Source organism: Pseudomonas sp. Marseille-Q7302 (assembly GCF_965111925.1).
Map to the genome: position 1 here is coordinate 131,832 of NZ_CBCOPK010000002.1, position 14,287 is coordinate 146,118.

9 protein-coding genes are annotated in these 14,287 nt (G+C 57.7%); 1 reads left to right on the forward strand and 8 read right to left on the reverse strand.

From position 1 onward, the window contains the following. Nucleotides 1-74 precede the first annotated feature (74 nt). Genes ACWPW1_RS21700 through ACWPW1_RS21715 form a run of 4 tightly spaced genes read right to left on the reverse strand, consistent with a single transcriptional unit; the run spans nt 75 to nt 6,284 of the window. Nucleotides 75-431, reverse strand: coding sequence for a copper-binding protein (locus ACWPW1_RS21700; RefSeq protein ID WP_003298789.1), 357 nt, complete (start codon nt 429-431; stop codon nt 75-77). Continuing rightward, nucleotides 428-3,586, reverse strand: a complete 3,159-nt coding sequence (locus tag ACWPW1_RS21705) for an efflux RND transporter permease subunit (protein ID WP_181126032.1) — start codon at nt 3,584-3,586, stop codon at nt 428-430. The genes ACWPW1_RS21700 and ACWPW1_RS21705 overlap by 4 nt, the downstream gene beginning before the upstream one ends. Further along, entirely contained in the window at nt 3,583-5,034 is a 1,452-nt protein-coding gene (locus ACWPW1_RS21710; RefSeq protein ID WP_093256982.1) for an efflux RND transporter periplasmic adaptor subunit, read from the reverse strand. Before ACWPW1_RS21710 ends, ACWPW1_RS21705 begins: the two co-directional genes overlap by 4 nt. Further along, nucleotides 5,031-6,284, reverse strand: a complete 1,254-nt coding sequence (locus ACWPW1_RS21715; RefSeq protein WP_454254006.1) for a TolC family protein — start codon at nt 6,282-6,284, stop codon at nt 5,031-5,033. Before ACWPW1_RS21715 ends, ACWPW1_RS21710 begins: the two co-directional genes overlap by 4 nt. Before the next feature lie 263 nt (nt 6,285-6,547). Between ACWPW1_RS21715 and ACWPW1_RS21720 the strand changes: the two genes are divergently transcribed. Continuing rightward, complete coding sequence (locus ACWPW1_RS21720; protein ID WP_454254007.1) at nt 6,548-6,721, forward strand: hypothetical protein; 174 nt, start codon at nt 6,548-6,550, stop codon at nt 6,719-6,721. 32 nt (nt 6,722-6,753) lie between these two features. Here the strand turns inward: ACWPW1_RS21720 and ACWPW1_RS21725 are convergent. From ACWPW1_RS21725 to ACWPW1_RS21740, 4 genes are all read right to left on the reverse strand, one after another. Then, nucleotides 6,754-7,916 (reverse strand): IS3 family transposase gene (locus ACWPW1_RS21725; protein WP_085982656.1). Its coding sequence is split into 2 segments (ribosomal slippage): nt 6,754-7,661 and nt 7,661-7,916, totalling 1,164 coding nucleotides; the frame shifts between segments, so codons are not numbered across the junction. 166 nt (nt 7,917-8,082) lie between these two features. Further along, nucleotides 8,083-10,446, reverse strand: coding sequence for a heavy metal translocating P-type ATPase (locus ACWPW1_RS21730; RefSeq protein ID WP_181126035.1), 2,364 nt, complete (start codon nt 10,444-10,446; stop codon nt 8,083-8,085). A 226-nt stretch (nt 10,447-10,672) separates the two neighbouring features. Continuing rightward, nucleotides 10,673-11,026: a Tn3 family transposase post-transcriptional regulator TnpC gene (gene tnpC, locus ACWPW1_RS21735; protein ID WP_017638586.1), complete on the reverse strand. Its 354-nt coding sequence runs from the start codon at nt 11,024-11,026 to the stop codon at nt 10,673-10,675. Beyond that, nucleotides 11,023-14,037 (reverse strand): Tn3 family transposase, encoded by a 3,015-nt coding sequence (locus ACWPW1_RS21740; RefSeq protein ID WP_454254008.1) that lies wholly within the window; start codon nt 14,035-14,037, stop codon nt 11,023-11,025. Before ACWPW1_RS21740 ends, tnpC begins: the two co-directional genes overlap by 4 nt. Nucleotides 14,038-14,287: the final 250 nt, after the last annotated feature.

The following is a 14,287-nucleotide window of genomic DNA, read 5'->3' on the forward strand; positions in this document are numbered from 1 at the left end:
AGGTTACAAAGCGGTAATCGCTTCATTCTCGTGTTGGTACGACCGCCGCGCCTGCGGCGGTCGCTTTCTGCTCTTTACTGCTTTTCGATGCGCGTAATGGTGGAATCCATACCTTTCGAGGAGAACTCGAATTCGACCTGGTCCCCTTCTTTCAGCGTTTGGAGCTGATCAGGCTTTGCTTTGAAGCCCATCGTCATCGACGGCCAGCCCAACGCTTCGACCGGGCCGTGGGCAATGGTGACGGTTCCGCTCTCGGTGTTTACTTTCTTGACCGTACCTGTGGCTGTAGCGGTCTGTCCCGCCGACTTCTGGTCCATTGGCATGTTCATGCCTTTGTGATCCATCGGCATGCCGTCCATTGGCTCCTTGTCGGCGGCATAGGCGACTGGTACTAGGAAGAGTGAGGCAAGGGTGATGTGCTTGATGTTCATAGATGTTCTCCAGGGGAGTTGGTTGCGTGCTGGGCCTGCAATTGCCGGCGGCGCATCAGCAGGTAGGCTGCCGGCAGAACGAACAGGGAGAGCAACGGCGCGGTGATCATCCCGCCCACCATGGGCGCGGCAATACGGCTCATGATTTCGCTGCCGGTCCCGCCGCCCCAAAGGATGGGCAGCAGGCCAGCGATGATCACGGCGACGGTCATGGCCTTGGGGCGCACTCGCTGGACAGCACCTTCACGAATGGCGTCGAGCAGGACGCCTTCGCCATGGGCTCCAGCGTTAACCCGATCCGTCCAGGCGTTCTTCAAATACAGCAGCATAATGACGCCGAACTCAGCAGAAACGCCTGCCAGTGCGATGAATCCGATTCCTGTCGCTACGGATAGGTTGTACCCGAGCAGATATAGGAACCAGACGCCCCCGGTCAGAGCGAATGGCAGCGTAGCCATGATGAGCAGCGCCTCGCCAAAGCGGGCAAACGTTAGGTAGAGCAATACAAAAATGATCAGCAAGGTAGCCGGAACGACGAGCTTCAGCTTCGCGTTAGCGCGCTCCATGAATTCGAATTGGCCGGAATAGCTGATGCTCATGCCGGATTCGAGCTGGACCCCTTTGCTGATCTTTTCCCTCAGATCGCCCACCACAGCCGCCATGTCGCGGCCACGAACATCGACGTAAACCCAGCCCGACAGCCTTGCGTTTTCGCTTTTAAGCATGGGCGGTCCGTCTGTCACCTGTACTTTGGCCACGGTCCCCAACGTGATCTGGCTGCCTTGCGGCGTGTAGATCGGTAGGTTGCGCAGATCGGATATCGAGTCGCGCCACTCGCGGCCATAGCGGAGGTTGATCGGATACCTGGCGAGCCCTTCCACGGTTTCACCAATGGTTTGACCACCGATGGCACCGGCCACGATCGATTGCACGTCCGCGATATTCAGGCCGTAGCGTGCGGCGGCGACACGAACGATATCCACATCGATATACCTGCCGCCGGTCAGTCTCTCAGCAAGCGCCGAACTGACCCCAGGCACCGTTTTGGCGATTTTTTCCACTGCCTCGGTGGCTTTGTCGATCTGTGCCAAGTCAGTGCCATACACTTTCACCCCGATCGGGCTCTTGATACCCGTCGCCAGCATATCGATACGGTTTCGAATCGGCGGGATCCACAGATTGGCTAATCCAGGTACCTGTACGGTGCGATCCAACTCCTCAACCAGCTTGTCAGGCGTCATCCCAGGGCGCCATTGATCCTTCGGCTTGAACTGAATGGTCGTCTCGAACATTTCCAGCGGGGCGGGATCTGTAGCGGTGTCGGCTCGACCAGCCTTACCGAACACGTGTGCAACTTCTGGAACCGTTTTTATGAGCCGGTCCGTCTGCTGCAGTAGCTCAGAAGCCTTCTGAGCGGAGAGGCCTGGAAGCGCAGTGGGCATATAAAGGAGGTCACCTTCATCCAGCGGGGGCAAGAACTCCCCACCAAGGCGAGAGGCCGGCCACAAGCCTGTCAGGAAGACCAGAACAGCCACCAGCAGAGTCATCTTGGGCCAGCGCAGTACCGCGTCCAGGGCCGGCTTGTAGATCCAGATGAGGCCACGGTTGAGTGGATTACGGTGTTCGTCAGGGATTTTGCCCCTGATCCAATACCCCATGAGCACAGGAACCAGCGTGACAGACAGGCCCGCGGCGGCTGCCATTGCATAGGTTTTGGTGAACGCCAGTGGACCGAACAGCCGGCCTTCCTGCGCCTCCAGGGTGAACACTGGAATGAACGACAGCGTGATGATCAGCAGGCTGAAGAACAATGCCGGCCCCACTTCAACAGCCGCGTCAGTAATGACCTTCCAGTGCTCCTGGCCCTTCAAGGTGGAGTCAGGATGCCGCTTGTGCCAGGCCTCAATGTGCTTGTGGGCGTTTTCAATCATGACGATTGCTGCATCGACCATCGCTCCGATGGCGATCGCGATGCCACCCAACGACATGATGTTGGCGTTGATGCCTTGCCGCTGCATGATCACAAAAGCAATCAGGATGCCGATCGGCAACGACACGATGGCGACCAACGACGAGCGCAGATGCCACAGAAAAATCGCGCAAACTAACGCAACGACAATGAACTCCTCGATGAGCTTGTGCGTGAGGTTTTCAACGGCACTGTCGATCACCTTGCTACGGTCGTACGTCGTGACGATTTCGACGCCTTGGGGCAGGCTCGCTTTCAGCTCATCCAGTTTGGTCTGAACGGCAGCGATGGTTTCCCGAGCGTTCTTGCCGCTCCGCAGGATCACCACGCCGCCGACTACCTCACCTTCACCGTCAAGCTCGCTGATGCCCCGGCGCATTTCCGGGCCGAGCTGGATATGCGCAACGTCCCCTAGCGTCACTGGCACGCCGCCGTCGAGACGCAAAGGAATGGCTCGAAAGTCGTTGAGTGTCTTCAGATACCCGGTCGCACGGACCATGAACTCGGTTTCTGCTAGCTCTAGAACACTCCCGCCGGTTTCACGATTGGCCTCGTCGATAGCTTGAGCGATCTGCTGTTGCGTCACGCCCCGGCTGGCCATCCGTATAGGATCCATTACGACCTGGTACTGCTTGACCATCCCGCCTATGGGTGCGACTTCCGCCACGTTGGGTAGTGTCTTTAGTTCATAGCGCAGAAACCAATCTTGCAATGAGCGCAGCTGTGAGAGGTCATGCTTGCCCGTTCGGTCTACCAAGGCATATTGGTAAATCCAACCGACACCTGTGGCGTCAGGCCCCAAGGCGGGTTTGGCGGCGGCAGGGAGCCGGCTCTGAACCTGACTCAGGTACTCCAGCACACGTGAACGGGCCCAATAAAGGTCTGTGCCGTCTTCGAACAGGACGTACACGTAGCTGTCCCCAAAGAAGGAGTAGCCGCGAACCGTTTTGGCACCGGGAACAGACAGCATGGTCGTCGTAAGCGGGTAGGTGACCTGATTCTCGACAATCTGCGGCGCCTGCCCTGGGTATGGCGTGCGAATGATGACCTGAACGTCGGAAAGGTCTGGCAACGCATCGACAGCAGTGTTCTTGACCGACCAGATACCCCAGGCCACCGCGAACAAAGTGGCCAGCAGGATCAGAAAGCGGTTGGCTACTGACCATCGGATTATGGCTGCAATCATTTCTGGCCCCCGAGCTTCTCGATGCGCTCGATGACCAGGCCTTCGTCGCTTTCACGCACGCCCACACGGACGCGGTCGTCGACTTGCAAGCCTGACAGCAGGGATTGATCCGCAACCGGAAAGGACATGGTCATCCCAGGCATGTTCAGCGTCTTGAACGGCCCATGCGACAGGCCAACCATGCCATCTTCCAGGCTGACGATCGTACCTTCAGCCTCGTGCAGCGCAGTTTCTGTAGAAGTTGCAGGCTCCTCCAAACCCTGAGCGGTCAGCCCGCGTAGGCTCGCCTCTGAATCCAGGAGAAACTGACCGGACGCCACGACCTTCTGACCGGCTTCCAGCCCTTCAAGCACCTCTGTCTGGTCATCGAATTCCCGGCCTGTGCGAACCTCAATCGGGCGGTAACGGCCTTGATCCTCGGCCAGCATCACCAATGCGCGCCGACCGGTGCGAATGACCGCCTCGGACGGGATGACCAAGACATCTTCGACGTTGCGACTCAACGTCACCTCGGCCGTCATGCCGGGACGAAGCCGTTGTTGCGGGTTAGGTAGCTCGACCCGGACACGCACAGTGCGGCTATCCAGGTTGGCCTGCGATAGTACCGTCTGGATCGTTCCTTCCAGCGTTTCACCCGCAAAAGCGGGCAGGCGCGTTGTTACTGATTGCCCTGGCGCTAAATTTGCGCTCCGCGCCTCTGGTACTGCAACTTCTAGCCAAACCGTGTCCAGCCCGTTGACGCGCGCAAGAGTAGCGCCGGCGGGTACGGTCATGCCCTCGCGAACGTCGAGGCTGTTCAGCACGCCGCCTATTGGACTCGTCACTGTCCAAACGGGGCGCGCTTTACCAGTTCGTTCTAGCTGCACTATGACTTCTGGCGGCATGCCAGCAAGGCGCAACCGCTGGCGAGCCGCTGCGAGCAGCTGGGGTTGGCCGACCCCTTTGAGCGCCAGGTACTCTTCCTGTGCGGCAGCCCATTCGGGAACCAAAAGATCGGCTAACGGCGCGCCTTTTTCGATGACATCCTCCGGTGCTCGGTCGTAAACGCGCTCGACAAAGCCACCGGCACGCGCCTGCACAACCGCCACGTCTCGCTCGTCAAACATCAACGCGCCTGTCGCTTCGAGCGACTGGCTGATCGATTCACGCGTTACGGTTGCCAAGCGCACGCCGAGATTCTGCGTCACGCTCGGGTCGATACTGATCGATGCCCCGTCGCTTCCCTCATCTGCATAGCGTGGAATCAATTCCATATCCATGAATGGCGACTTGCCCGGCTTATCGAACTTTTGCTGGGGGACCATAGGGTCATACCAATAGAGCACTTCCTTGTCTTCTTCTGCAGGCGATTGTCCGAAGGCTGCGGTAGGCAGACCGATTAGCGCTGCAGCGCTAATCATCAGAGGCAGACTGAAGGCGAGTACCAGCCGCTTGTGTTGGAATGTCATGGTCGGGTATCTCCAAAGGCGAAATGCAGGCGGGCATTGCTCAACGATCGATCGCGGGCGACGTCAATACGCCGTAGCCGGGTCTCCACAAGCTGTCGTCGCGCTTCGATCACAGCGGTCAGCTCACCGCTTCCGGAGCGGTAATCGGCCATGGCAAGGCGGACCTTCTCTTCAGCGAGGGGTAGTAAGGTTTTGTCGAGGCGGATGAGTGCGCGGTCCAGACGCTGATACTCAGCGAGGTCAGTACTCAGCTCTTGGTTGTACAGGCGCAAGGTCGCTTGGCGCTGAGCCTCGATCTGGGCAAGGCGAGCTCGTTCGGCCGCGATCTTCGGATCCTGCCGAGAGCTGGTAAACAGCGGCAGGTCGAAGCTGACGCTGAGGTTCACCATGTCGCCGTACTCACGGCCACGTCGCAGGTAGTCGATCCCCCAACTCCAATCCGGTGTTTTCTCTGCGATGGCCTGGTGAACCTTTGCCTCCGCTTCACGAGTCATCGGGTCGAAGGCGAGTAACGCCGGGTGCCGGTTCAGGTTGTGCTGAAAGTTATCAACGGCGGCAAGCCATTGCGGCCAGTCACCTGTAAGCGGCTGGCCTGCTAGCTCGCCTATCCAGCGCCGGAGGCCGGCCCGCGCAACAGCCTGGTTACGCAGCAGCTCATCCTCTTGTTCAGCCAGCAATGCTGCCTCTTGCCTCGGAAGTACGCTGTCTGCGGTTTGTCCGCTGCCGCCAGCAATGCGGGCCTGAACAGCCCGCGAAAGGAGCTGATTCTCGCTGTAAAGCTGCTTGAAAAGGCTTAGCTTCTGCTCGACCGCGAAGCTAGCGATCCATGCCTCGGCGGTTGCTTGGCGCACACCGAGACGTTCAACCGTTTGCTGGGCGTTTGCGAGCGCAACACTAGCCTGCGCGGCCTCGACTCGAGCGCGCCTTTTCGCTCGGTTTGGCACATCTTGCATGACCCCAACCATTTGCATGGTCATGGCCTCTTGCTCCAACTGCCAGCGAGCGTCACCTTCGATGGGCACGCTTTGCAGTCCAAGCTTAAGTTTAGGGTCAGGAAGCTCGCCGGCAGGGATTGCAGCGCTGCGTGCGGCCACCAGGTTGGCGGCTTGCGCATGCAGCGAAGGCGCGTCTTGCTCGGCCACGCTCAGAGCTTGTTCTAAGGTCAAAGCGGACGCTAACCCTGGAAACGAGAGCGCGCCCATGATCAAGGCGGCCACGTACGGCGGCGCCCAATAAATACGGGGTTTCATTTGCGAAGGATTCCTGATCTTTCATGCGAGCCAAAGGCGCGCAGTAGCCGGCCCGAATGCTCACTCGGGCGGTTCCTATAATTTGATCGGAATTAGACGCGGGGTGGACGCCAGACGGCGTCTAAAAGGCTAGAGGAGATCAGGCCGTTATAGGGAGTGGTCACGGGTTCAGCAGCAGGCATCAGCTGGGCTTTTATTGAGACAAGCTGAAGGATACTTGCAGTTTTGCATTCTTGGCCCGTCTTGCAGACGGTCTTCGTTCCATGCTCATTCGCTTCACAGCACTCGTGTTCAGCACCGTCATCGGCGCCAACCATCGAAGCGTGGTCGGTCGTCATGGCGCCCACGCCTTCCATATCGGACATCACGTGATGCCCGGACGATCCAACCGGCATGAGCATTTCCGCTATCCCATTGATCGGAAGCGCAAGCACTAGCAGCAGGATAAGGAAGGAGCGCATTGTAGTGGTCAACCCATCCCGGACAGTGGGTTAAGTTTTTCTTCGGCCACCGCAGGCGGTAGCCCATCGTTGAATTGATGCGGCCTGATCCAGTTGTAGCGGTGCATCAGGTAATGACTGATGTCCCGTTGGGCCTCCTGAGCTGTCAGGTAACCGGTCTGTGGAATCCACTCCGATTTCAAACTGCGGAACAATCGCTCCATCGGCGAGTTATCCCAGCAGTTGCCCCGGCGGCTCATGCTCTGTTCCATCCGATATCGCCACAACCGTTGCCGAAACAGGCGGCTAGCGTATTGGCTGCCCTGATCGGAATGAAACAGTACCTGCTGCGGTTTGCCACGCTGTTCGTAGGCCATGTCCAGCGCCTTGATCACCAACTCAGCATCCGGCTTGGCAGAAATCGCCCAGCCGACTACTCGTCTTGTATGCAGATCCAACACCGCCGCTAAGTAATGCCAGCGACCTTGTGCCCAGATGTAGGTGATGTCGCCGCACCACACCTGATTGGGGCGCTCAGTGGTGAACTCGCGGTTCAGCCGGTTCGGGATATCTGGTCGCTCAACCGTAGCCTGCTTGTATGCGTGCGAGCCTGGCTGCTTGCTGACCAAGCCCAACTCACGCATCAACCGACGCACACGAAAACGGCCAATGCTGACGCCATCCTCACGCAGCATACCCAGAATGCTGCGACTGCCAGCCGAGCCTCGACTCTGGTTGAACAGCTGGTTAACCTGACTGCGCAGTGCAACGCGGCATGCATCAACACGGCAGCGTCGAAGCCGATGGGCGTAGTAGCAAGACCGCACCACGCCGAAGGCTGAACAGACCACTTCCACCGACTCCCGCTCACTTAACTGGTCTATCAGCGCGTACGATTGAACTCGTCCGACATCAAGAGAGCGGTAGCCTTTTTTAGGATCGCTTTCTCCCGTTCCAGTCGGTCGATCCTGGCTTCCAGCTCCTGGATTTTCTGCTGTTCGGGCGTCAGTGCTTTGCTCTTCGGGGTAACGCCCACGCGCTCCTCTTGAAGCTGTTTTACCCAACGGCGCAGGGCCGACTCAACCACTCCCAGTGAACGAGCTGCTTCGATATGGCTGTAGCCCTGATCGAGCACCAGGCAGGCGGCCTCTCGTTTGAACTCGGGCGTAAAGGAACGACGTTGCTTGGTCATCAGACACCTCTCTATGGCGAGCATTCTCGCCCTAAATGGGTGTCCGGAATCAGTAGACCACTACACATGTAGGACTTCATATTTCCAGCTTACGGGACAATTCATGAGCAATCAATGAGGCAATCGGTCGCTTCGCAACCGAAGCCTAAGCCTAAGCCGACAGGCTTCAAACTACACGCGTTTGACGGAGCCGGAGTGCGTTGAACACAACCGATGCTGAGCTGAGGCTCATGGCCAGGGCAGCAATCATCGGAGACAGCAACAGTCCGAAGAACGGATAGAGCAGACCTGCGGCAATCGGGATGCTCAACCCGTTGTACATAAAGGCAAACAGAAGGTTCTGACGCATATTGCGAACCGTCGCCACCGAAAGCGTGCGCGCGCGCAGTATCCCCATCAGGTCACCTTTAACGAGCGCAACTTGGGCGCTGTTCATGGCGACGTCAGTGCCCGTGCCCATCGCTATGCCGACATCAGCCCTGGCGAGCGCCGGCGCATCATTTATTCCGTCGCCTGCCATGGCGACTACTTTACCTAGGGCTTGTAGCTTAACCACCAGCGCCTCCTTGTCTTGCGGCTTCACTTCGCCATGCACCTCATCGATCGATAGCTCACGAGCCACCGCGCGGGCAGTGGTAAGCCCGTCGCCGGTGGCCATGATGACTTGCACGCCCTCCGCTTGGAGCCGCGCTACAGCTTCCTTGGACGTCGGTTTGATTGGGTCCGATACGGCCAGCAAGCCGGCAAGTGCCCCATCAACAGCCAGGTAAACAATGCTGGTACCGCTCTCGCGCATTTTTTCTGCCTGATATTTCAACGGCTCGACGCTCACACCCGCATCTTCCATAAGCGCGGTGTTGCCTAGCTGTAGCTGCTTGCCTTCCACCAGACCACGGACTCCGATCCCTGACCCTGACTCGAAGGTCTCTGGCTTCGCCAGCTGGATACCTTCGCTTCTGGCATGGTCTACGATCGCGTGGGCTAGGGGATGCTCACTACCTTGATCCAAGCTGGCAGACAAACGGATGACTTCCTGCGAGTCAAACGGCGTGACGCCTATAGCCCGATCGAAGACAGGTCGGCCCTCGGTCAAGGTTCCTGTTTTATCGACAATCAGCGTGTCTACCTTACGGACATTTTCGATGGCGCCTGCGTCTCTGAAAAGCACTCCACTTCCAGCCGCTTTGCCTGTGGCAACCATGATCGACATAGGCGTTGCCAGGCCAAGTGCGCAAGGGCAAGCAATGATCAAAACCGCAACTGCATTGATCAGGCCGAATACCCAGCCCTGGTCAGGCCCGAACAGGCCCCATGCAAAGAATGTCAGCAAGGCGATACCGATGACCGTCAGCACGAAATAACCTGCAACCGTGTCTGCCATTCGCTGCATGGGTGCTTTGGAGCGTTGTGCATTCGCAACCATCTGGACGATTTGTGAAAGCATGGTCCCGGAGCCAACCTTAGTGGCTCGCATGACAAGCGAGCCGCTCGTGTTCATCGTCGCGCCGATAAGCGAATCGCCTGTCCGCTTCGTCACCGGAACCGGCTCGCCCGTTAGCATGGATTCATCGACGGCGCTCTCGCCCTCCAATACCTCTCCATCAACGGGTACCTTTTCACCAGGACGAACGCGCAGATGGTCGCCCTCATGAACATGTGTGAGCGGGATGTCCTCCTCTGAACCATCTTTGGCGATACGGCGAGCGGTTTTAGGTGATAAGCCAAGCAGGGACTTAATTGCCGAGGACGTCTGCGAGCGGGCCTTCAATTCCAGCAACTGGCCCAGCAGAGTCAATGAAATGATCACCGCGGCGGCTTCGTAATAAACGCCTATCCGGCCGCCTACTGTGAATGACTCTGGAAACATGCTCGGTAAGAGGGTTGCTACGACGCTGTAAATATAGGCAGCCCCCGTGCCAAGCCCGATCAAGGTCCACATGTTTGGGCTGCGATGTTTGACCGAGGCGAGACCGCGCGCGAAAAATGGCCAGCCTGCCCACAAGACAACCGGGGTCGTGAGGGCCAGTTCAACCCAGTTCTGGCTAGCCCCGTGAAACAGCGGTATCGCATGTCCCGCCATGGCCAATAGTGTCACTGCTACGGTCAGGGGCAGCGACCACCAGAATCGTTTCGAAAAGTCCTTGAGTTCAGGATTTTCCTCCTCGTCGAGTTCAGGAATCAGCGGTTCCAATGACATCCCGCAAATAGGGCAATCACCTGGCCCCATTTGGCGGATTTCAGGGTGCATTGGGCAGGTGTACTCTGTCGTTGCATCACCGGCGGGTGGTTTCTGTGCGGGTGGGGTAGATGCCCGAGAGGAGGTCCCATGAGCCTGCGGTGCAGCGAGATATCGAGCAGGGTCGGAACGAAACTTGGTCTGGCAACCCTGGCTGCAGAAGCGGTAAGTGCTTCCCTGATAATGCTCTTGATGCTCGCTATCCTCTTCCACCTTCATCCCGCAGACGGGGTCGGTGAGTGCTGCAGTACCTTTCGTTTGGTCGGGCTGGTGATGGCACTGCTGAGAGGACATACGGGGCACCTTATGGATTGGTTAGCGACGAACTTGGCCTATTGCAGGGACATTTGCGGTTTTTCAATGCTTGCAGCGTCTGACAGCCAATATATGCAAAGCGTCCTGACCAAAGGCTGAAGTAACCATTACATTTCTGTCAGGTTCTCTGGTATGTCAGGTCGTATGTATGTTGAAGCGAGCTGCTGAAAAAGTAGCTCGCGCAGATACCGCCTGCTGGCCTAGCCTATGCCTCCATTGTTCGATGCTCGGCCGCTTCATTTTGATGAATACCGAACCGTGCAAAAGCCAGCGCCTCAAGATCCGTCTGTAGAGATTCGGCCTCTGCCCAGATACAGGCACTCTCGGCAGGCACCGTAAGAGCGATGCCCTCAACTATCGTCAGAACCATCGCATGCAATCTCAGCAGCTCATCGCGAATGGCGGTGGTTCCGCCCATTTCTAGCGAGCAGGCGTCCAATCGATCAACCAGCCGGAGCAGTTGAGAGGTGTCGAAGCCGTCGCGCAAGTTTTCCAACGCCACTGCATCGACTTCGCCGTACGGTGTAACGCGAAAGGATGCGGGAGGAACATTGATCATGTGGTTTTCTCGGTATCTAGCTGGCGAGGGGTGATCACCCGCAGCGAGCCGGCAGCTTGTTGGAACACCAAGTCCTTGATCCAAGGCTCCGGTGGCCGGTTGAGCTTGAGGTTGAATTCGCCGAAGCGCTTGACGTTGCTGGTCAGGTAAGGGCTGAGGAAAGACACGTCCTCGTCGGTGAACTGCCAACCCTCTCGGGCCAATTTCTTCAAGATGCGCATCATATCCACGGTGTTCTGCAGGATCACCGATGAGGCCACCATGTCGTTGTAGCGCAGACGTTTTTGCTGTTCGTCCGGATCGTTTTCGGCAATCACGTCGCCACCGAACGAAAGCCACTTCGAGAAACCGTTGTAGGACTCGATCTTGTTGGTGTTCGCGGTGACTTCCTGGCGCAACTCGCGGCTGCCGATCCAGTTGAGCAGGAAGATCGTGCGGATCACGCTGCCCAGCGCCTGTGCCGCATGGTAGAGCTTGTTTCGCCGGCTGTAGGAGCCGAGTTTTCGCAGCAGCATAGGCGAGGAGATTTTGCCGACTTGGATGGACAGCGCGACCTGCATCAGATCTTGCCAGTGGGTTTCGATCAAGTGCCAGTCGGCAGTGTCGGTGAACAGGCGGTTGATATGCTTGTACGACGCGCCGCGATCCGGCCGGCACATCACCAGGTCACGCCAGTTGCGGATACGCGGCATCAGGTTGATGCCCAGCAGATGGGTGAAGGCAAAAACTGTCGCCGATTGCCCCTGCGTATCTGAATACACAGTGTCTGCCTCAACACTGAGATCAGCCTTTAGCAGCCCCTCAATTACGTAAATCGCCTCCCAGATGCCAGGTGGGATGAAGTGCTGGAACACAGCGATGTAGTTGTTGGCCACGTGCCGATAGGCCACGGCACCCATCTTGCGGTAGCGGAAGTGGTAGCCGGCCAGCAGGTTGTCATCATAGAAGTCGAACTGCGTGCCGTCCGCTGCCACCGCCTTGCCATCGCCCCAGAGCTTAGGCAGATCAAGTTGCAGATAGAGTTCCACCAGCTCGCGGTTAGCCTTGTCCAGCTTCTCCAACGATAGGTGGCGGCGATTCGTATAGGACAGCATGTGTGGCGTGACATTACCGGCCAGATGCCGCGCGGCCTGGTTGGGGCCGAGATTGCAGCCCATTGCGAAGATGGTCATCAGATAGCGCTCGGCAGGCTCTTTGAGCTTCGGCTCGTTACCGGACATGGGACCGAAATGCCGCGTGAACTGAATCCAGTGCTCGATGCTGGCCATGATGTCGAGCACGTGCCTGGCCGGCATGCGCTGCATAAGCGCCGTCTGTAGTGAGATGGCCGAAGGTGGGATGTCCGGCGCCGTTACTCGGCGCAACACCGGTTCTCCGGCTTCGTTAATTGATACGTCCCCTCGGCAAGATGGGAATTTGTCGTCCAGTTGTTGCGCGGTTTCCTCCAGCTGGGTCTTGAGGGAGCCAACAAACTCCTTCGCCGTGCCTGGCAGCCCGACCTTTTCGCAGTAGGCCGGTAGTCGCTGCAGGCATTCTTCCCAGGGCAGCAACTGCTTGCGGTAGTCGGCGAAGGATTCCGACCCCTGTACACACATGTCACCCGATCGCAGCTCGCTGGCCAGGTAGGAGAATACGCAAACTTCCAAATAGCGCCGGTTGGTCGGTGGCCCCTCACTGGCAGGACGACGAACGACCTTGACCCAGCGCTCCGACGCAAACGACAAGTCGATGTGCTCGTCGATCCATTCGCGGCGTAGATTCTCGCTGTCCTGGATCAGTTGAAGATTCTGAACCAGCGATCGATCCTGAGTCGTGGGCTCCAGTTGGAGAAGGTGGCTGAGACGGAACAATAACGAGCGATGGGACTTGAAGTGCTTCCAGATCAGCGGCAGATAGTTATTACCGCCGGTAGCCTGTACTTCGGCGCAAGTCTCACGCAACCGATCCAAATTGCCACCGGGGGAGAGGTATTCCCGAATCAGGCTGCCAGCCTCCTGGTCATCCGGTTCTTGAACCAGAATCTGCACCACGCCATCCAGGGTCGCCGCCAACTGCTCCAGCTTCTGGCGTTGCCGCGCCTGGATTCGCTCCAACTCCTCCTTGGCGCGTTTATGGATCGTCGAAATCCGTCGGATGAACATCTCGGCCAGGTGATCCCGGGTCCGCACGCGCATGCGGTAGATCAAGGCCAGCATCAGCGTGTAGCGTTTCGGCAGTGAGCAGTCCTTCAGCTCGGCTACATCCGACGCCGCGGCTTGGGCAGCGAAGTGGCGGATCTTGGTGTCGACTATTCCTCCAAAAATGGCATCCAGATCCCCGAGGCTCTCGAGCCAAGCCAGATGATCGATCAGCACCTCCAAGTGCTTGCGAGATGGCTTCTTGGGCGCCTGCTTCAGCGCATTGAAGTCGCTCTGGCGTCGGCCGAAATCAGTGTCGAGCAGATCCTTTAACTTGTGGATCACCTCGACTGGCGTTCTGGTTACTACGAGGTTGAATATTGCCTCTTGGGATTCGGCATGAATTCGCTCAGCGAGATCATTCAGGGTCGAGTACGCAGGGAGCTCATAATCCTGGCTGATCAGTTCTTCGATTACGGAGTTGATGATGTCGGCGCGTTGGTCAAGCACAAACGACATTGCTTTGGCATGCCGCTCGGCGAGCTCCATGGCATCAGAGCCGTAGAATGCCGTCACACCGAGGCGAGCTCGGATCGCGTTCATGTGGCGATATTGTTGGAACCACTTGTATTCCGCGAGTTTCACCTTGCTACGCTGACCCAACTCTCCGCGAATGAAGTCCACCAGTTGAATAGGTACGTCGGTGATATCAGGAAAATATCGGAGCACCTGAAAGGTTTTTAGGAGAACGGCGAGATTGAGGTGAAAGGGGGCCTTGGACTTGCTTCGTACCCACTTAATCTCATCATCTGAGAACGAAAAATCACGCTGCAGCTCAGCTTTTGAATACGCCTTTGGCAGAGTGGGATACGCCGTACGCTCTAATGAAGCCATAGGAACTCCTTTTCTGAGGAGTCAGAAAAGATAGTCCACGATCAGAGGCTGTGCGGTCGACTTGGTAAATTCTCTTGGCATCAACACGTTACGTGCGAAGTGAGTGAATTTTCCTTATATCTCGGCATGACCCCATGACGGTGTCGGCGGCATAGCCATCAGACACACATAGCCAGGCGTACCGCTGCTTCAGCTGCTTTGTTCGATCGTCGGCTGGACGGTGTGGTCGATGGGCAGCCAGGTCCTCAGG

Coding starts and splice junctions, on each gene's coding strand:
- ACWPW1_RS21730 (WP_181126035.1), bottom strand. CDS start 10,446: ATGTCCTCTCAGCAGTGCCATCACCAGCCCGACCAAACGAAAGGTACT.
- ACWPW1_RS21705 (WP_181126032.1), bottom strand. CDS start 3,586: ATGATTGCAGCCATAATCCGATGGTCAGTAGCCAACCGCTTTCTGATC.
- ACWPW1_RS21740 (WP_454254008.1), bottom strand. CDS start 14,037: ATGGCTTCATTAGAGCGTACGGCGTATCCCACTCTGCCAAAGGCGTAT.
- ACWPW1_RS21700 (WP_003298789.1), bottom strand. CDS start 431: ATGAACATCAAGCACATCACCCTTGCCTCACTCTTCCTAGTACCAGTC.
- ACWPW1_RS21710 (WP_093256982.1), bottom strand. CDS start 5,034: ATGACATTCCAACACAAGCGGCTGGTACTCGCCTTCAGTCTGCCTCTG.
- tnpC (WP_017638586.1), bottom strand. CDS start 11,026: ATGATCAATGTTCCTCCCGCATCCTTTCGCGTTACACCGTACGGCGAA.
- ACWPW1_RS21720 (WP_454254007.1), top strand. CDS start 6,548: ATGCTCATTCGCTTCACAGCACTCGTGTTCAGCACCGTCATCGGCGCC.
- ACWPW1_RS21715 (WP_454254006.1), bottom strand. CDS start 6,284: ATGAAACCCCGTATTTATTGGGCGCCGCCGTACGTGGCCGCCTTGATC.